Origin of the sequence: Nocardia sp. NPDC019323, from assembly GCF_044389845.1 — a bacterium.
GTDB classification, from domain to species: domain Bacteria; phylum Actinomycetota; class Actinomycetes; order Mycobacteriales; family Mycobacteriaceae; genus Nocardia; species Nocardia implantans.
In genome coordinates, this window is record NZ_JBIRYN010000007.1 from 42,226 (window position 1) to 61,133 (window position 18,908).

Sequence of the window (18,908 nt, forward strand, 5' to 3'; positions counted from 1 at the left end):
TCTCACTCGCTCTCTTCTGCTCGCAACGGCGCCACCTGCAGCGCTCGTTCGAATCGGCTACGGAAGTTCGCCACGGCGGGCACGCCGAGCCACTGGACGCTCCCGTCACCGAGCACCTCGATCTGCAGGCCCGCACTGCGGTCGGGCCCGGTCAGGTCGGCCGCGTGGCGTGCGGTCAGCTGGTGGATCCGCTGATTCGCCGACCCGCGCCAGCGCAGATCTGCCTGCCGGGCCGCGATATATGGACCGTCGACGAGCAGATCGACCTGGCTCAGCAACTCCTGGACGGCGGCGTCGCCGCGGTAGCGCAAGTGGCGCAAGGTGAAACCGGTGAAGCACAGCACCGACAGGTCGCGTTCCTCGCGCACCGCCCGGATCAGCGCGGCCAGTGCCGCCGCTTGGGCGAACGGCTCGCCGCCCGAGAGCGTCAACCCGTCCACCCCGGAACCGGCGATCTCGGCGGCGAGATCGGCCACGGCCACGCGGCGACCGCCCTCGAACGGTATCCACTGCGGGCTGACGCACCCGGGACAAGACAGTGGGCAACCCTGCACCCAGACCACGAAACGTGTTCCCGGCCCGAGTGTTCGGCATGCGGGGTGGGTCTCCGCCACCACGACGAACTCGGCGGCGCTCATCGCAGCGTCGCGAACGCGAGAAGCAACAGGATGACCACCAAGGCGATCACGAACAGCTTCGCGAGCAGACGCACCGACGTCGGTGCGCGCGCCGGCGTAGGAGCGCGCCTCGGCGTCGGCGGCGCCTTGCGCTCGGCAGCAGGCGTGGTGGCTGACCGCGGCGTGGCCGGCCGCGGTGAAGCCGGACGAGGGCCGGGCCGGGGCGAGGTCGCGGACGGGACGACGCCGACCGGCCTGCGCCGCGTAGCCGGACCGGTGACCGGCGGGGCGGGTGGTGGGATGACCAGCTTCGGAATCCCGGCCGCAGGGTAGTGTTCGCCGAAACCCGCCCTGCTCATCCCGCACCAGACGCACTCCGGCAGCGAGCTGTGATACACGTGCCGCTCGTTCTCGCGGCACCCCATCAGCTGGAAACCCGCCCGGTCGAGCGCGTCCGCCCACGCCTGCGCGGTCGGACGTGCCGCGGGATCACGGTGGCCGGCTCCGAAGCAGTCCACGACCAGCTGCCGAACCTCCGGCGGCAGCAGACCCACCGGCGCGGCGCCGGGAACGGTGACGAAACGCTCCGGGAAGATGATGCGGTTGTTCTGTTGCTGGATGTTCTCGGCGGCGGCGAAATCGGGGGCGTTCGGATCGACCGGCACACCTTCGAAGGGGTGGTCGCCTTCCATCAGCAATTGACACACCAGAATCGCGAGGCCGAAGTTGTCATGGCTCGGTGTGAGCGCCTGCCCGTTCGCCGACATGGGCGGCGCGTATTCCGGCGTCACCTTCGTGCACCGGAACAGTTCACCGCTGCGCGGATCAGTGAATTGCACTGCATCGCAATCGATCAGGGTGACATGGCCGGACCTGGAAACCAACATGTTCGTCGGGCTCACGTCGCCGACGACGATATCGGCCGCGTGCAACATCGCCAGCAACCGCGCGGCCCTGGCCGCCACCGCGACCTGCACCCGCCAGGTGGGATCGTCGACGGCCTCGATCCGCTGGCCGGGGTCGAACAACGCGGTGAGCGACTTGCCTTCGACCAGCGGCATCAGGAATCCCGCTGTGCCGCCCGCATCGTCGTGCAGCACTTCCCGCGGCCACGCCACGTGCAGGTGCTCGGCATTGTCGCCCTCCCAGGTCGCCGGAGCCGTCCTGCGCAGGGCAGCGAGCCGAGGCCCCCGGGTGGGGTCGCCCTGGTCGAGATAGATCTTGGCGCACAGGTCCGCGGTGCCGTCGAGCCCGTAGACAAGGCCCTCGGCGCCGCCGCCGAGGTTGTTCGGCTGCAGCAGGACACGGCCTCCGCCGGGAAGAAGGAAACTCACTGCCCCACCTGCGCGTCGTCGTTCACATCTGTCGGCTGCACCGACTCGGACCTGCGTGCGGCCAGCACGATCGTCTTGTCGTCGCTGGAGGTCGCCGCCATCTGCGCCGAGTTCAGGTATGCCTGCAGTTCACCGGCGGCTGCCGCAGGACGAAAGAAATACTCGAAATATCGGCGGAACTCCGGTGGCGCCTGGAAATGCAGTTCGCCGTCCGGTGCGGCGGCCACTGCGAGCATCCCCTCCGCCAGCCCGTCGGAACACACCGCCATCGCGGTGATGCGGTCGTCCACGATCACGTGGCTGCGGAGCTGCGATTTCCGGCTCACCGAGGTCAGGAAGGTGGTGGCTCCGGTGTTCTCGCGTGGACTCGCGGTCACGACCAGCCGCGGTCCGCCCGGCTCCCGATCGACGACCAGAAAGCAGTCCCCGACGCTCACATACAGGAAGTACGGCGGCTGCGCGACGACCGCGAGCAAGGTGGTCGCGAAAGACGCCCGGATGTCCGGCTCCGGCTCGTCCGGATGCTCGGCAAGAATCTGCTGCGTCGCCTTGTCCACACTGTTGTCGAAACGCCTCAGGCACTCGGCCTGGAACTCGGGGAGCATCGCCGACCAGCCGCCGAATCCGCTCGGCGTCCCGGCGCCGAAGACATGCTCGGCCGCGTCCCCCGCCGCGCCCACGGCGAACGTCGCGCCGAGGTCCGAACGACGGTACGAGCCCGCTCCGTCCGCGACCGCGAACAGGCAACAGCCGGGATTGATCGAGCGGACCAGCTTCCTGTCCTGGTTGGGCAGTCCGCGTCGCACGTGTCCCGGCCCGGTCACCGTCGCCGTGTCCGCGGTCCACACCGCCCCTGGCCCCCGCATGCACTCGTCCCGCATGGTCAGCCTTGATTCCGGATCCAGTTATCGATCCGGATCGTCTTGGACGCCTGCTCGTTGGCGCGGGCGTACACCGTCTCGGCCGCCTCCGAACGGGACGCTCCCGCGACGGACTCGATGCTGGCGGAGACGAACCGCAGGATGTCGGTGAAGCTGACATCCGCGAGATAGCGCCAGGAATCGGGCGCCAGCTCGGACAGCACTTCCTGATCGGCACCGGCTACACCGAGGGCGAAGAAGAGAAGGTGCCTGCCGTTCTCCTGCTGCCGGATGGCAGGCGCGAGATCTCGCCACCGGTCGGTGCGATGCCCGGCGCTGTCGGTGGGGACGCCGTCGGTGATCATGTACACCATCGGCCTGCTGCTGAGCGGATGCCCGCTCAGGCGCAACTCCTGTCTGCGCGCGGCCATGAGTTCGAACGCGTACTGCAACGCCTCCACCATCGGCGTGACGCCACCGGCCTTCAGCGGCGCGGGGTTGAACTGGGCCACCGGCACATAGGGCTGGGCCGCCGCACCAGGGGTCCGGCCGCTCGGATCGACCGCACGGACTCCGCCGTCACCGAAGGCGATCAACGCGATCTCACCCTGCCTGCGCACGTGATCGTCCTTCAGCAGCTCGGTGCGCCAGGTCGCCAGGGCCTGATTCAGTTCACCGATGCGGTTCGCCTCGTTCATCGAATGCGACGTATCCACGACCAAGGTGATCAGGATCCTGCTCTTCGCAGGCTGCACCGGCAGAGCATCGATTCCGGCAGGTGGTTGGGTCATGACGTAACCTCGTTCGTCGAGAGAGGGAATCTTGTGTCAGTGTTCGAGTCCGTTGTGCCGCAATGCGATTGCTCGAACTCGGTCTCCCGGACATGCGGTGCGGGAATCCGGGTCGGCATTGTCGACCCACACGACCAGCTCACCGAACTCGGCGTAGCCGCCCGCGGCATCGACATGGGTGCGGGCGATGCCGTGGCTGTCGCCCGAGGCGAAGAGTTGCGCCAGCTCTGGAAGGCCGGACGCGTCCACGTGGACCGCGATGTCGCGCGGCGCTTCCGATGGAGCGGGTGGGTCCGCGGTTGTCGTCGCCCGCATGGCAGGCGAGTGCACCCCGTGTACGGCAGGCACGTCCGCCGTGCGCACGGCTCGCCCGAGCGGCGGATGCACGGGGGATCGACCGTTCGGCCATGGTGTCGATCGCGGGCCGGGGCCTGTCGCGGTCGAAGGCCGATCATGGGGAGCCGGGCCACGCCCGCAACCCGCTCGCAGCGCTGCTTCGCGCTCGGCGGCCTGCCGCCGAGCACGCACCCGCAGCCACTCGGTGACGGAATACACCAGTGCCAGGACGGCCGGTAGCAGAAGCGCGGTGGCCACGGCAGGCAACCACCCGAAGTCCCGCCGGGTGACCTTCACGTAGTAGAGCCGATCACCTTTGGGGTCGATCGCGACAGCGCCGTCACCGGCCTCCCACGAACCGATCGACTGATAGTAAGCGGGAGAACAGATCTGAGGTGGGGTACATGGTGCCTCGACCACCACGAGGATCGGCCCCGAGAAGTTCGTCTCCTGGCGGACCTGATCCGCGAGACCCTGCTGGGTTCCTTCCTCCCGCAGACCCACGACCAGAGCTGTCACTCTGTGCTCGCTAGTGGTTTTCCAGCCGACCAGGAGAGGTGCCGACAGCAGGAGAGCGACGGCCGGCCAGATCAGATGGGCCAATCGCGCTTTCGGACCCCGCGCGGCGCGTGATCGTTCAATTCGTTGCATCGATGATTCTCGTCACTATGAATGGCTCGGCGCCGAGCGAGCGACGGCACGAAGCACGAAAAAGAAACCGGGAAACGTCCCGGGCAGTAGGTTTTGGATCCGATCTCCCCGAACGACCGCGTCCTCCTTCACGACAGGAGCACGAGCTCATCGTACCCCACTCGAGCACACCATCCGCAATTTCGCGAGAACCCGATAGGCCGAGCAATGCCCAATTCATATCGCGGTGCGAAACATTCGACTGGTCGGCTTATCACCTTAGGGGAATAGTTTCTTCACAACGCGGCGCGCAGGCAAATTAGCTACCGCACAGCGGCGCCTCGGAGCACTTTTAGCTCGCGCCCTCGAAAGCTGAGCAAGATGTTGCCTGAATTTTCCGCAGCGAGCAATTTTCTACGAAAGAGTTCGCTGCCGGAGCGGTACCGCGCAGACGTCGCCTGTTCGTACTGGTGCCGCGAACGAGCGGCGCGGGTGACAACGGGCAGGCGAGTAGACGTCCGACTGTCCGTCTCTTGGCCGGCTTCGTACGACACGGCCTGGAACGACTTCGTCTGTCCCGGTGAACGAAAGGTCTACGCGCCGAACACCAGCACGGCCGTGGCGGGATTCCGATCGGCCACATGCTCGAGTGATCGCGGTTTCGGCGGTTCGGCCGGCTTGCTGTCGACGGTGGCGATCAGGTACACGCAGGCCCCGATCCCCGCGATCAGAACAGCGATGAGGGTGCGCATTCGCGCCCTGCGCAACAGATGCCGGACATGCCACGCGTGGATCAGCGCCAGCAGCCTGGACCGCAGCCCCCGGTAGTAGGCGATGTTCGCCTCGGCGTCGCGCGATGCGAGCTCCAGTAGGGCGCGCTCGTGCGGTCGGTCCTCGACGGCCATCGCACGAGCTATCTCCCCTGCGATGCGCTGGTGTAGTTCGGACTGCCGCTGGAGGTCCGCGACACGGGTACCGTTCGGACCGAAGAAGTTCTCGGGTGACCGAGCGATGAGCCTGCTCAACCCGGCCAAGTGGGTCATCGAGCCGTCATCCAGGTCCATCAGCGTGCTGACCGGTGGTGTCAATGCGTCACTGGTGACCCAGATCGCCCAGCAGACGGCCAGTAACGCGATGGCGAGCCCCGTGATCGCCGCGACGATGTGCCAGGTGCCGTGCAGTCTGCCCAATGCCGTGAGCGGCGCCGTGCCGACGAGCAGCGCTCCGATCGCGGCGGCCGCGCCCACGGTCCATCGAGCGACGGCACGCATGTCGGCGATCGCTTCGAGTGGCGAGGGCAACCGGTCGCCGGCCGCACCGCCGTCGGCGCCGCTCATCTGGCGGGCTCGGTGCCATCGTCCAGTGACTTGGTCACCTCTATCGGGCCGAGATCGGGAACCTGACCGTAGGGAATCCAGTTGGATTCCACTGTCGCGTCGGCACCGTCGGGCAGGTAATAAACCTGTCCGCGAATAACTCTGACCGACTGGGAAGGACCGTCGGGCGAATCAATGGTCACTCCGAGATTGTGACACGGCGGCGCGCTCGGCGGTACACAATGAGCTCGACGAAACATTGCGCCGACGCATCGCGATGGAGAACATGGCGGTCCCGCACCAGTCGTCGGTGAGCGGTTCGTCGCAAGCGATCCATGGAGGGTACGACACGATGTCGGTCGAATCGACCAGCCGGGCGAATTCCGATGCGCGGACAGCGGCAGTCCTGCGGATCGCCGAATCGTACGTTGAATTCGAGACCGGTGACGAGACTTTCCGGCACAGCGTCGGCGGCCTGACGCTCGAGGCCGCCGCACTGGTGGCGGAATTGACCGAGCAACGCGCCCTGCACTCGGTCCGGCCCGGCCTGATCCGTGAGGTCGGCAACGCGCTGGGTGAGTCGTTCCTGGACGGGCAGGCCGGAGTGGCGCTCACCGCGGCGGCGATGCGCGGTCACGAATTCCATCTGTCGATCGAGACGGAATCGGCCCGGCTCGGCCATCTTCCGTGGGAAGCCATCGTCGTGCCGGACACCGCCGAGCGGCAGACGCCGCGTGAGCCCCTGGGGTTGTGCCCGGACGTCTTCGTGTATCGCGGTGTGCCGCGCACCCTTCCCGCGACGACGGACACGCAGGCGTCGAATGCCCACGCGCCGAGCCGCTTTCGCATCGTGGTGGCCATCGCCTCACCGGAGAACGGGCGGGGGTCCCTGCTGAACTACGAAGTCGAGCTGGAGCATGTACTCGCCGCACTGTCGCCTGCGATCGACTCCGGAGCGGTCGACGTCGAGATCCTCAACTGGGGGACCGCCGACGCGATCCGCGCGGCATTGGCCGAGCGCCCCACCGACATTTTGCACATCTCTTCGCACGGTATTCCCGGGTATCTGTGTCTGGAGACCGCCACCGGCGACGACGACCTGATCGATGCCGAGGGCGTGATCGCCCGCATTCTGCCGGAGGACCGCGCGATGCCCTTCCTGATGCTGTCGGCATGCCATACCGGACGTGCCGCGCGCGCCGGTGGCGCGGACACCGCGGAGTCGGCGGGCGCGCTGGCGGCCTCTTTGGTGGCACACGGCGCGCCGGGCGCCGTAGCAATGACCGACGAGGTGTCCGATCGCTTCTCCACCGCGCTGGCGCACCAGTTCTACCGCGCGGTGGCGGCGGACCCCACCGGCGACCCAGTGCACACGTTCTGCCGAACGCGATCCGAACTCGCGCGGCGATGCGCCGAAGACCCCGCGCAGGCATCGCTGGCCGCCGAGTGGGTCATCCCGACGGTCTTCGCGCCACCTGGCAGGAGCGGGCCACGCCGAAGTCTGCCTGCCGAAGCGGCGCACACCCGACGCGGCGCCGTGGTCGGTCGCCATGACTTCGTCGGCCGCCGTGCGGAACTCCGTGGCCTGGTGGACATAGCGACCTCGCGGCACCCCTGGGTCGTCTTGTCCGGCTTGAGCGGGATCGGCAAGACAGCACTCACCCGAGAGACCGTTCGCCTGCTCGGCGCCGACGCAGGCGACGTCGCCTGGGTGACCGATCATCACTCCCCCGACCGGATCCTCGACTCTATCTGGGGGCAGTTGTGCAGCGGACCGCACCGGGAAGCCTTCGTCTCATGCGCCCGCGACGACGACCCGACCGACGGTTGGCGCAAACGGCTCCGGCAGATGCAATCCAAAGTCCTGTCCCGCAGGCGGATCATGTTGGTGCTCGACGCTTTCGACGCGAACTCGACCGAGGACGAGAACGCGCAGTTCCGCTTGGACACCGAAACGTCGGAATTCGTCGAGCATTGGACGAGCTGTGGCGGCAATGCCGGACTGATCATCACGAGCCGCAAGGCGTTGTCCACGGCCGCAGGCTCCCTCGCGTGGTTACACCAGCGGTTCCTCGGCCCGCTGTCGAACGCCGAGACGGCCAAACTGATCGTCGGACTGCCCGCCGTCACCGAGGTGATGGCGCGCAACCCGCGCAACCGCGCGTCCATCGACTGGGTGGGTGGGCACCCGGGAGCCCTCCAGCGAATCGAAGAACTCCTCACCGGTTCCGACGTGTCCGTCGACGACGCGGTGGATCAGGCGCTCCGGCAGGTCGCTGTGGACAGTGAACTCGACCGGGTCGCGGCCCGCTGGACCGCGGACGACCCGGTCGGCCGATTGGTGCACGGTCTCACGGTGTACCGGAGACCGGTGGACCGGGTCGGGCTGAAGTGGCAGGCCGCGCAAGATGCCCCCGAGACGGTTGACGACGCTCTTCTCGCACTCGACCGGACCTACACGCATCCGGTCACGATGCCGCAGCCGGACTCCGGTAGGAGGTCTCGGGCAGCGCAATCGGATCGGCAGCGCGAACACGCGCTACGAACGGCGTTGAGCTGGAGCTTGGTCTACTGCGGTTTCGATCCTGACGGTGACAACCGGATGTATTCGGTGCCGCAAGCGGTGAAGGCCTTTCTGACGGAGACGAGTACACGGGGAATCCAGCACGCGCACCTTCGTGCGGCGAACTATTGGCGGTGGCGGGAAGAGCAGCGCCTGGGCGAGGACGACGTCGAGTGGTCCGACGCGACCTGCGTCGATGAGATCCACTACCACCTCCTGTGCGGCGCGGGACCGGATGCGGCGGTCAAGGTGACGGACGAACTCGTCCTCGCGTTGTTCAATGCGGGAACCCCGGAGGCCGCCGAGAAGGTGATTCTGCTGACGAGGGACGTGATTCGTCGTCCGAGCACTTCCGCGTCGGAACGATCCGGCGCGCTGCTGTCTTCCAGCAGCGCGTACGCCCTCTTGCGAAGGCCGCGAGAAGCCGTCGCCGAAGGGCGCCGCGCGATCGAGGCGGCGCGGGACACCGGCGATCCGTTTCTGGTGGCGATCTGCTCCCTGGTCGTCGCCGCCTACCTCCAGCGCGCAGGCGACCACGCGGCGGCGATCGCGCTGATCGAGCAATGCCTCGCCGAGACCGGGCACGAACAGGATCTCGTCCTGCATGCCTACGGATTCGCGCTGGCCAGCACGCTGGCCGGGGAGGCGGGTGATCTCGACGGTGTCCTGCGGTTGGCGGGTCAGGCGCTGGAGCTGGCCGGGCGCGCGGATACCTCACGCAGGTCGGCATCGGAGTTGCGGCATGTGCAGGCGCTAGCCCAGATGGTCGCCTACGGCACTCGTTCCAGCTCGAGTCCGGCACCGGATCCGACGGCATTGCTCGAGCTCATCGGGACCGAAGCCGAACTCATGGCGGTGCTCCAGCTGGGCGCCGTGCATCTGACGCGAGGCGAGATGGCCGAGGCCGAACGGGCCGCCCGGCGTGCGACGCAGCTGGCAGGCGATTTCCAGATGCCGTTCTATGTCGCGGCCGCAACCTATCTCACCGGGAGTATCGAGCTGGTCGGCGGGAAGATCGATTCCGCCGAAGAGACGTTGCGCCGGGCGCGGTTGCAGGCAGCGAGAACGGGTGACGGTCTGACCGAGACTCGAAGCCTACTACTGCTCGGAGACCTGACGAAGCAGCGAGGCGACCTCCGCGGAGCCACCGGATGGTACCGCCGCGCGCTGGAGATGGCTGAGTCGATCGGCAACGACACCTTGTGCGCGTTCGTCTGCCTGTCCTTGGCGATGCAGTCGCTCGCCGAAGCGGACGAGGTTCCCGCCGCGGAATGGGTTGCCCGCGCCGAGCTGTACGGCAACAGCGCGGCCCACCCGACGGTGGAGGCGGTCAAGCGTTTCGTCGCGGCGGTGGAACTCAACCTCCGGGGCGACACCTACGAGGCGGCCCGGGTCCTGCAGACCGCGCTCGACCTGCTCGCCTCGACGGGCGGGAGCCCGCTGTTCGAAGCCGAGATCCTGCGGTTCATGGCGATCAACGCGATCGAAGGTGACGACCGTGATGCTTTCCTCTCCACGCTGCACGCGTTGTCCGACATCGTGGACCGGACCGGGAACCTGCCCGCACGCGGGATGTTGCTGTTCTTCACCGCCCTCGAGATGGCCGACGAGGCCGAAACGACCGAGGGTCTCGCGCGGGTGCGGGACCGGATCGATGAGGCCCGCGCGATCTTCGAGAGCATCCAAGCGCACGCGCTCGCGAGCCTGGTGCTGCAGTTCACCCTCACCTTCTCCGAAGAACTCGAGCTGACCAGCTCGGACCGGACCGAACGCGCGCAACGCATGCAGAATCTCGCTCGTGTCGTCGGCGAGGGCGATCTCGTGGTCGACGCGGTGGAGCATGAGATCACTCGCGCGCTGGCGGACGATCGGGTGCCCGACGCCCGTGCGCTCCTCGAGGATCTGCGCAATCGTCGTCTGCGCAGGCTGGACGCGCCTTACCGAGTCGATATCCTGGTCGGCCGCGTCCTGCAGGCGGAAGGCGATCTGCCGAACGCCTGGGACCATGTGCTGCGGGCACACGAAGACGCATCGGCACGCGAGCACTGGGGCGCGGCCGTGGAAACCGCCACCGCCCTCGCGAATCTCGCCGCCGAGGCGGAGCAACCCGGCCTCGCGGTGGAGGCGGGGACCCGGGCCTTCCTGGTCAACGCACAGGGGGGCGACTATCCCACGACGCTCAGATTGGTGGACGCGCTTGCGGAAGCGTCCGACTGGTATGCCGAAGTGGACGAATCGTGGGCGTGGAGCGAGGGATTGGCGCGGGCGGCGCAGGAATGCTCTTCGCCGTTCGAGCAGGCGGTGTGCTATCGCACACTCGGTGGCCACGCACTGGAGCGCGAGGCGAAGGAATCGGCGGAGAGTTGGCTGCTCGCATCGCTTTCGCTGAACGACGGTTCCTCCCCCGCCCACGAGCTGGAACGACATTTCGCCCGCACCACATTGGTGCGGTTGCTGCTGGGACAGGAAAGATATCCGGAGCTGGTCGAGGTCCTGGCCACGGATATCGATGAGTACGGCGGCGACATGACCATGATGAGCAGCGTCCGTGGCCTGCTACCGGACGAGCAGTTCCTGGGCATCGTGCGCCGCACCGTCGGTGCGGACACCTACCAACGGATCGCGACCGAGACGCGGACGCCCTGGTGGGAGCAGCGAGACCGAGCCGCTCCGGAGGCGTGAAGGGGGCGGTCCGTGACCGCCCCCGGTCGATCAGCCGAGTGACCGGAAGAACTCGCGGATATCGCCGATCAGCAGCTCTGGTACCTCGAGCGCCGGGAAATGCCCGCCGGAGTAGAACTCCGACCAGTGGGTGATGTTGTGGGTGCCTTCGGCGAAGCGGCGAATGGCGTAGTCGCCGTCCTTGAAGACCGCGACGCCGGTGGGTACGGTGCCCTTCGGTTTCGGGGCGAACATGGCGGCGTCGTGGAAGCGTTCGTAGTACAGGTTCGCGACACTGCGGGCGGTGTCGGTGAACCAGTAGATGCTCACGGTGGTGAGTAGGCGGTCGATGTCGACGGCTTGTTCGGGCAGGTCGTGGGCGCTGTCGGTCCACTCGCGGTATTTCTCGACGATCCAGCCGAGCAGCCCGGCCGGGGAGTCGGCGAGCAACTGGGCGATGGTGTCTGGGCGAGAACCTTGCAGGTTCATGTAGGCCGAGCCGTCGTCCTGGAATTTCTTCATCGCGGCGAGTCGCGCCTTTTCCGCGTCGGTTAGGGCGGCCATGTCGGCGGGGTCGCCGGTCGGGAAGGTGACCAGCGCGTTGACGTGTACGCCGAGGACGTGGTCGGTGTCGATCCGCGCCAGGGTCGGAGCGATGAACGCGCCGTGGTCGCCGCCCTGCACGCCGTAGCGGTCGTAGCCGAGGCGAGCCATGAGTTCGGCGAGCGCCGCCGCGATCCGGCCGTCGTTCCAGCCTCGCTCGGTGAGCGGGCCGGAGAAGCCGTGACCGGGCAGCGACGGGATGACCAAGTGGAATGCGGGCGCGTCCGAGTCCGGGTCGGTGAGCGGACCGATCACGTCGCGGAAGTCGGCCACCGAACTGGGCCAGCCGTGCAGCAACAACAACGGGGTGGCGTCCTCCCGGGGTGAACGCACGTGCAGGAAGTGCACGTTCTGGCCGTCGATAGTGGTGGTGAACTGCGGGTAGGCGTTCAGCTCCGCCTCGGCCGCACGCCAGTCGAATTTCTCGGCCCAGTACCCGGCCAGCTCCTTCAGGTACGCCGTCGGCACACCGCGCTCCCAGCCGGCGTCGGGCAGTTCGTCGATCCAGCGGGTACGCGCCAGCCGCAGCCGAAGCTCGTCCAGGTCGGCCTGCGGAATGTCGATGCGGAAGGGGCGGATCTCGGTGTTCGTCATGCCATTGATACTTCGCGTAACGAGGTCGCCGCCGAATCACGAGAAATCACTATTTCCGCACTCGCCCAGCCCACCGACGAGTAACGCCGAATCCAGGCCATACCACTATCGGCCACGAACCCGGCGGCGCGCTGGTCGGGGCCGAGGCCGCCCCCGGTCCCGAGTTCGCGAGTGGCACACCACTGCGGCATCGGCCGAGAAGACCTCTCGATGGTGTGCCACTCGCGAACTGGCGTCGAGCGCGCGGTGCGGGCATGATCGCGCCGTGGTCAGCCTTCCGGTGTGCGGCGCGTTTGTGGGGCGGGCCGCTGAGCTCGCGGCGTTGCAGGATGCCTATCGGGACCCGGCGGTGCATACCGTGCTGGTCGGGGGTGAGGCGGGTATCGGCAAGTCGCGGTTGGTCGCGGAGTTCCGGACGCGGCTCGGGGCTCGTACGGTAGTGGCATACGGAAGGTGCCCGGAATTCGGCGCGAAAGGGGTGCCGTTCACGCCGTTCGTCGCGGTCATGCGCACACTGCTGCGTGGCCAGGGTGTGGAGGCGCTCGCGACGCTGCTCCCGGTGCGACCGGCGCTGGCGCGCTGGCTTCCGGAACTGGCGGCGCGGTCGGGCGCGGCGGAGGCCGACACCGACAGGATCCGGTTGTTCGGTGAGATCCTGACCGTGCTGGAACAGTTCTCGATGACCAAACCGCTGGTGGTGGTGCTGGAAGACTTGCACTGGGCCGACGACGCCAGCCTGGAATTGCTCGCCTTCCTGGTGGCCAACGTCGCCGAAGGCGATCTGTTCTTGGTCGGCACCCACCGGCCTGCCGATTCCGAGCCGTTGCGCAAGCTGATCGCGAGCCTGCGCCGAGACCCGAGTGTCCGCTTGCTGCATCCAGCACCGCTGACCAGGCACGAGGTCGGCAGGCAATTGGCCGCGCTGCGCGGCAGGGAGCCCGAGCCAGGGACCATCGGGCGGATCTTCGAGCGCAGCAGGGGAATCCCGCTGTACGTCGAGGCACTCGATCCCGCACCGGAGGACACGCCCGCCGAGCTGTCGGAGCTGTTGCTCGATCACCTGTCCGACCTGCCCGATCAGACCGCGTCGGTGCTGCGGCTCGCGGCGGTGGCCGGGTCGCCGGTCCGGCACACCCTGCTGACGGCCGCCTCCGACCTCCCTGAGGGCGCGCTCGCCACAGCACTGCGTCAGCTGGTCGACCAGCGGCTCCTGGTTTCCACCGACACGGGCTACCAGTTCCGGCACGTTCTCATCCGCGACGCCGTCTACGGAGACCTCCTACCGGCGGAGCGAAAAGCACTGCACAGCAGACTTTCCCAAGCCCTGGCTACCCGGCGAAGGAAGCCGGGCGCGGACCGATGCCCGGCCGCCGAACTGGCCTACCACGCGTATGCCGCCGGAGACCTGCTGCTGGCATTCGAAGCCGCGTGGGACGCCGCGGCGGAGGCGGAAAGGGTGAGCGCGCACCGCGATCAGGTGCGCCACCTGGACCGGGTGCTCGATTTGTGGGATCGCGTACCGGAAGCGGCGCGACGGGTGGACGCCGATCGGCTCGACGTCTTGGCAGCGGTCGTGGCCGCGTGTCATCGCGGCGGCGTCATCGAGCGCGGCATCGCAGCGGCCGACGAGGCGCTGGCCACCATCGATGCGGGGGCCGACCCGGAGCGTGCCGCGTGCCTGCACTACTACCGCGCCGGACTGCGCAATCAGAGCAGCGGCGGCGGCGAAGACGATCTGCTCGCGGCGCTGGCATATCTTCCTTCGGACCAGCCGACCCTGCTGCGCGGTGAAATCCTCGCCGAACTCGCCGCGGCGCGGGTGTTCAGCGGCGCCGCCGTGGCCGAGAACGCTGCGCGGGCCGCTGTCGAAGTGGCCGAACGGTTACGTGGTGGCCCGACCGCCGGCGGCACCTCGTCGGTGTCGGCAATCGCGCTCCGCACGCCGGGCGCGGTCGCAACGCACCCGGCCGGGGGCGTCGCAGCAGAAGACACGGCCGGTGCCGACGCCGCGTCCGCGACGAGGCACCGGCGGCATACGAACGACCTTCGCGAGGACCGGAGCGCCGCCGCGCTGGCCGCGCGTGCCCACGCCTATCTCGGGCTGGCCACCGCGAACCGTCCCGACGTCGCCATGACCCATTTCGAGCGGGCGCATGCCGCCGCTGAGGCCGCGGGAGATCCGGGCACCTTACTGACCGTCGTGCTGTGGCAGACGGCGCTGCTGGTCTCGGCAGGCGCCGACGAGGCGGCCATCACGGCGATCCAGCAGGGGTTGCGCGCCGCGCACGAGAGTTACCGATTCGCCGAGGCCGCGCCGATCCTGCTGGTCAAGTGGGCGCAGGCGCTCACAGCGCTGGGGCGCTGGAACGAGGCGCTGGATCTGATCGACGAATCGCTCACCGAGCAGTTGCCCCCGTTGAGCACCGCCGCGCTGCTGCTGTGCCACGCGCGGATCATGCTCGCGCGTGGGGACGACCAGGCCGCGGCGGCGAGCGCTGCGACCGCGCAACCCTTGCTCGGGAATCGGCGCTGGGCCAGGCAATATCAGATCCAGCTGCACACCGTGCAGACCGAGATAGCGCACGCGGCGGGCAATCCGCAGCGCGCCGCCGAGATCGGTGCCGCGACGCTGACCGCGGACGATCTGGTCGCGCACCCGCACGAGGCGTGGGCACTGGCCGATGCCATCGCGCGGACACGTTGCGCGCCCATGGTTCTCGGCTCCGCTGTCGCGAAGCTGCCGGTGACCACCGCGGTCGACGCCGCGTACCGGGCTTCCTGCCACGCGGTGCGCAGCGGCCGTCCCGCCGACTGGGCCGCGGCGGCTTCCTCCTGGCGAGCCCTGGGGCGGCCGTACGAGCTGGCGCGCAGCCTGCTCGAAACCGGCCGCGCGGAATTGGCCGCGGGTGATCGCGCGGCGGCCCGCGGCGCACTGCGGTCGGCCCTCGGGCTGGCGGACGAGTTGGCGGCGGCGCCCCTCGCCGAGCAAGCCAGACAGCTGGCCGACCGCGCCGGCATCGACCTCGCCGAAGCCGGGAACCCGTCCGCCCCGGCCCGGTCGGCGAGTACCTCGGGCCTGACCCCGCGTGAACTCGACGTCCTACGCCTGGTGGCCACGGGCGCGAGCAACCGGCAGATCGCGGCCGAGTTGTTCATCAGCGCCAACACCGCGGGTGTGCACGTCTCGCGGATCCTCACCAAGCTCGGGGCGTCCAGCAGAACCGAGGCGGCCGCGATCGCGCGAGAACGCGGATTGCTCGTCGCCGAATGACGACCACCGCGATCCCCGGCGAACTGTGTGGGCCCGCCTGAAGCGATCGCGGAGGCACCTCCTCTGCGGCAACTGCCTGCCTCCGCGCATGAGCCGACGCCACTGAGCGGCGAGCGCGGCCGGACGGCGAGCGGCGGTTGGCGATGAGCGGACGGCGAGCGGCGGTTGGCGATGAGCGGACGGCGAGCGGGGAGGGCGAGCGGCCGGGCTTCGGACAGCGGACGTCAGGCGGCAAGCGGCGCATGGCGGGCTGCGCATGGCGGACGGCCGAGCGTCGGACAGCGGACGACGGACCTTGGGCGGTAAGCAGCCGGGCGGCGGGAGTTGGGCGGTAAGCCAGCCGGGGGACGGGCGGCCGGGTGCGCACGGCGAGCGGTGGGCGGCAAGCCGCGCATGGCGAGCGGCGGAGCGGGCTGGGCGGCGGACAGCGAGCGGCGGGCGACCCGCGACCGTCGGCGACCGGCAGCTCGCGGCGACGGCGACGGCGACGGCGACCGGCAGCGACGGGCGACGGGCGACGGGCGACGGGCGACGGGCGACGGGCGACGGGCGACGGGCGAAGTGGGGCCGAACGACCCGGCGGGCGTGCCCGGGAGCACGTCGCCGCCAGCCGGTACAGCGTTGGGCACGGATACGCATTCGGCGCGGACTACCGGTCCCGTGCCCGGCGACCGGCCCGTAAGATACAGTACGTCGAACATGTCTCGAAAGGACTGGCTGATGCGGTCGACCTTGCTGTCCCGGCGCGATCTCGAGTTCCTGCTCTACGAGTGGCTGGACGTGGAGGCGCTCACCAAACGCGAGCGGTACGCCGAGCACTCGCGGGAGACCTTCGACGCCGTGCTCGAGCTGAGCGAGCAGCTGGCCACCAAGTACTTCGCGCCGCACAACAAGCTCAACGACGCCAACGAACCCACCTTCGACGGCGAGCGCGTGACCATCATCCCGGAAGTCGGCCAGGCGCTCGCCGCCTTCGCCAAGGCCGGATTGCCCTCGGCCGCGATGGATTACGAACTCGGCGGCGCCCAGCTGCCCGCGACCGTGGCGCAGGCGAGCTACGCCTGGTTCCAGGCGGCCAACCCGGGCACCGCGGGCTACCCGTTCCTCACCGTGGCCAACGCCAATCTCCTCATCGCCCACGGCCCCGAACACGTCGAGAAGTTCGTCAAGCCCATGCTCGCGGGCCGCTTCTTCGGCACCATGTGCCTGTCGGAGCCGCAGGCCGGTTCCTCGCTCGCCGACATCGTCACCCGGGCCGAGCCGCACGACGACGGCACGTATCGCCTGTTCGGCACCAAAATGTGGATCTCCGGCGGCGATCACGAACTCGGCGAGAACATCGTGCATCTGGTGCTGGCCAAGATTCCGGGCGGCCCCGCGGGCACCAAGGGCATCTCGCTGTTCGTGGTGCCCCGGTTCCTGGTCGGCGACGACGGCGCGATCGGGGAGCGCAACGACGTCGCGCTGGCCGGGCTCAACCACAAGATGGGTTTCCGCGGCACGGTCAACACCGTGCTGAATTTCGGCGAGGGCCGCTGGACGCCGGGTGGCGCGCCCGGCGCGGTCGGCTACCTGGTCGGCGAGGCGCATCGCGGACTGACCTATATGTTCCACATGATGAACGAGGCGCGCATCGGCGTCGGCTTGGTCGCCACCGCCCTCGGCTACACCGGATATCTGGAGTCGCTCGACTACGCCCGCACGCGCACCCAGGGCCGGGCCAAGCTCCCCGCCGACCCGTCCGCGCCGCAGCGCCCGATCATCGAGCACGCCGACGTCAAACGGATGCTGCTGGCCCAGAAGTCCTACGCCGAAGGCGCGCTGGCGCTGGTGCTCTACTGCGCGCGGCTGGTCGACGAGCAGCGCACCGCGGAATCCGACGAAGACCGCCGCGCGATCACCCTGCTGCTGGACATCCTGACCCCGATCGCCAAGAGCTGGCCCTCGCAGTGGTGCCTGGAGGCCAACAGCCTCGCCATCCAGGTGCTCGGCGGCTACGGATACACCCGCGAGTACAACGTCGAGCAGCACTACCGGGACAACCGGCTCAACCCGATCCACGAGGGCACGCACGGCATCCAGGGCCTGGACCTGCTGGGACGCAAGGTGACCCAGCAGGGCGGCGCCAGCCTGCTCGCCCTCGGGTCCCGGGTGGACGCGACCATCGCGGCCGCGCGCGCCGCGGGCGGCGAGGCGGCCGAACTCGCCACTCGGCTGGACCCGGTGTGGCGGCGGCTGATCGAGGTGACCGCGGGGCTGTTCGCCTCCGGCGACATCGAAGCAGCGCTGGCCAACAGCTCGGTGTATCTGGAAGCGTTCGGGCACACCGTGCTGGCCTGGATCTGGCTGGAACAGTTCCTCGCCGCCGCGGATCGGCCCGGTGATTTCTATGATGGCAAGCGGCACGCGGCCCGGTTCTTCTATCGTTTCGAATTGCCCAAGACCGCACCGGCGTTGGATCTGCTCGCCAGCCTGGACACCACCACCTTGCAGATGCGCGACGCCTGGTTCTGACGACGCCGCGTTTCGATACATGTTCTAGAAGATGTACCATTCCGCGGTGATCGATTCCAGTCAGCGGACCACCCGACCTCCCGGCCGCCCGGCCTCCGCGACCAGGGAACAGGTCATCGAGCACGCCCGCCGGGCGTTTCTGGCCGGAGAACGCGTGGACATCCAGGCGATCGCCGGACAGCTCGGACTCAGCCGCGCCTCGGTCTACCGCTGGTTCGGCTCCCGCGACGGAGTGCTCGGTGCCGTGCTGGCCGGGGAGTTCGAAGCACTGCTCACCCGCGCCGACGCCCGCCGACGCTCCACCGGAGCCCGGCGCATCCTGGACGTGCTGTACCGGGTCAACCGCTGGATGACCGACAACGAACCGTTCCGGCGCTACTTCGAGAACGAGCCGCTGTCGGGCCTGCGCATCCTCACCGCGAGCGACGGGCCGGTCCAGCCGCTGGTCGTCGGCACCGTCCGGGAGCTGATCGCGCGCGCCGCCGAAGAGGACGGATACGATCCGCCGCTGGAACCGGCGCTGCTGGCCTACGCGCTGGTCCGGCTCGGCGAGGCGTTCCTGTACAACGACAACGTCGCGGGCATTCGCGGCGACGTCGACCGGCTGCACGAGGTGCAGGCGGCGCTGTTGGGCATCCCCGACGCGATCACGCCATGAGCGGGCCGCTGCTGCACGAGCGTTTCCCGCAGCTGGCCGACACCTTGCCGTTCGTGCGCCTCGGCACCGCTCCGACGCCCGTCCGCCGCTGCGACCTCGGCACCGCGGCCCAGCTGTGGTGCAAGGACGAAAGCGGCTACGGCGACGGCGGCTGAGGTGG

Annotated in this window: 13 protein-coding genes; 5 read left to right on the plus strand and 8 right to left on the minus strand. The window is 68.8% G+C overall.

All coding sequences use genetic code 11. The features are described 5' to 3' along the window. Positions 1 to 2: 2 nt before the first annotated feature. From ACH49X_RS24295 to ACH49X_RS24325, 7 genes are all read right to left on the minus strand, one after another. Positions 3 to 638 carry a 4Fe-4S single cluster domain-containing protein gene (locus tag ACH49X_RS24295; RefSeq protein WP_357206265.1) on the minus strand — a complete coding sequence of 212 codons (636 nt, stop codon included), beginning with the start codon at positions 636 to 638 and terminating at the stop codon, positions 3 to 5. Continuing rightward, positions 635 to 1,951 carry a hypothetical protein gene (locus ACH49X_RS24300; RefSeq protein WP_357206267.1) on the minus strand — a complete coding sequence of 439 codons (1,317 nt, stop codon included), beginning with the start codon at positions 1,949 to 1,951 and terminating at the stop codon, positions 635 to 637. Before ACH49X_RS24300 ends, ACH49X_RS24295 begins: the two co-directional genes overlap by 4 nt. After that, positions 1,948 to 2,832, minus strand: a complete 885-nt coding sequence (locus tag ACH49X_RS24305) for a PP2C family serine/threonine-protein phosphatase (RefSeq protein WP_357206268.1) — start codon at positions 2,830 to 2,832, stop codon at positions 1,948 to 1,950. The genes ACH49X_RS24300 and ACH49X_RS24305 overlap by 4 nt, the downstream gene beginning before the upstream one ends. A gap of 2 nt (positions 2,833 to 2,834) precedes the next feature. After that, the gene (locus tag ACH49X_RS24310; protein WP_357206270.1) at positions 2,835 to 3,602 is read right to left on the minus strand and encodes a VWA domain-containing protein; all 768 of its coding nucleotides are present in this window, start codon (positions 3,600 to 3,602) and stop codon (positions 2,835 to 2,837) included. A 36-nt stretch (positions 3,603 to 3,638) separates the two neighbouring features. Then, positions 3,639 to 4,457, minus strand: coding sequence for a hypothetical protein (locus tag ACH49X_RS24315; RefSeq protein ID WP_357206272.1), 819 nt, complete (start codon positions 4,455 to 4,457; stop codon positions 3,639 to 3,641). 704 nt (positions 4,458 to 5,161) lie between these two features. Beyond that, complete coding sequence (locus tag ACH49X_RS24320) at positions 5,162 to 5,905, minus strand: hypothetical protein (protein WP_357206273.1); 744 nt, start codon at positions 5,903 to 5,905, stop codon at positions 5,162 to 5,164. Further along, entirely contained in the window at positions 5,902 to 6,087 is a 186-nt protein-coding gene (locus ACH49X_RS24325; protein WP_357206275.1) for a hypothetical protein, read from the minus strand. The genes ACH49X_RS24320 and ACH49X_RS24325 overlap by 4 nt, the downstream gene beginning before the upstream one ends. A gap of 149 nt (positions 6,088 to 6,236) precedes the next feature. Between ACH49X_RS24325 and ACH49X_RS24330 the strand changes: the two genes are divergently transcribed. Continuing rightward, on the plus strand, positions 6,237 to 11,129 hold the full coding sequence (locus tag ACH49X_RS24330) for a CHAT domain-containing protein (RefSeq protein ID WP_357206277.1): 4,893 nt from the start codon (positions 6,237 to 6,239) through the stop codon (positions 11,127 to 11,129). Positions 11,130 to 11,159: 30 nt separating this feature from the next. Here the strand turns inward: ACH49X_RS24330 and ACH49X_RS24335 are convergent, their stop codons facing one another. Next, a complete protein-coding gene (locus tag ACH49X_RS24335; protein WP_357206279.1) occupies positions 11,160 to 12,305 on the minus strand; it encodes an epoxide hydrolase family protein in 1,146 nt (381 codons plus the stop codon). A 265-nt stretch (positions 12,306 to 12,570) separates the two neighbouring features. Between ACH49X_RS24335 and ACH49X_RS24340 the strand changes: the two genes are divergently transcribed. From ACH49X_RS24340 to ACH49X_RS24355, 4 genes are all read left to right on the plus strand, one after another. Continuing rightward, positions 12,571 to 15,576: an AAA family ATPase gene (locus ACH49X_RS24340; protein ID WP_357206280.1), complete on the plus strand. Its 3,006-nt coding sequence runs from the start codon at positions 12,571 to 12,573 to the stop codon at positions 15,574 to 15,576. Between the two features lie 720 nt (positions 15,577 to 16,296). Further along, positions 16,297 to 18,090: an acyl-CoA dehydrogenase gene (locus tag ACH49X_RS24345; protein ID WP_357206282.1), complete on the plus strand. Its 1,794-nt coding sequence runs from the start codon at positions 16,297 to 16,299 to the stop codon at positions 18,088 to 18,090. Positions 18,091 to 18,136: 46 nt separating this feature from the next. Beyond that, a complete protein-coding gene (locus tag ACH49X_RS24350) occupies positions 18,137 to 18,748 on the plus strand; it encodes a QsdR family transcriptional regulator (RefSeq protein ID WP_323124323.1) in 612 nt (203 codons plus the stop codon). Next, on the plus strand, positions 18,745 to 18,903 hold the full coding sequence (locus ACH49X_RS24355; protein ID WP_357206284.1) for a hypothetical protein: 159 nt from the start codon (positions 18,745 to 18,747) through the stop codon (positions 18,901 to 18,903). The genes ACH49X_RS24350 and ACH49X_RS24355 overlap by 4 nt, the downstream gene beginning before the upstream one ends. The last annotated feature ends 5 nt before the right edge of the window (positions 18,904 to 18,908 follow it).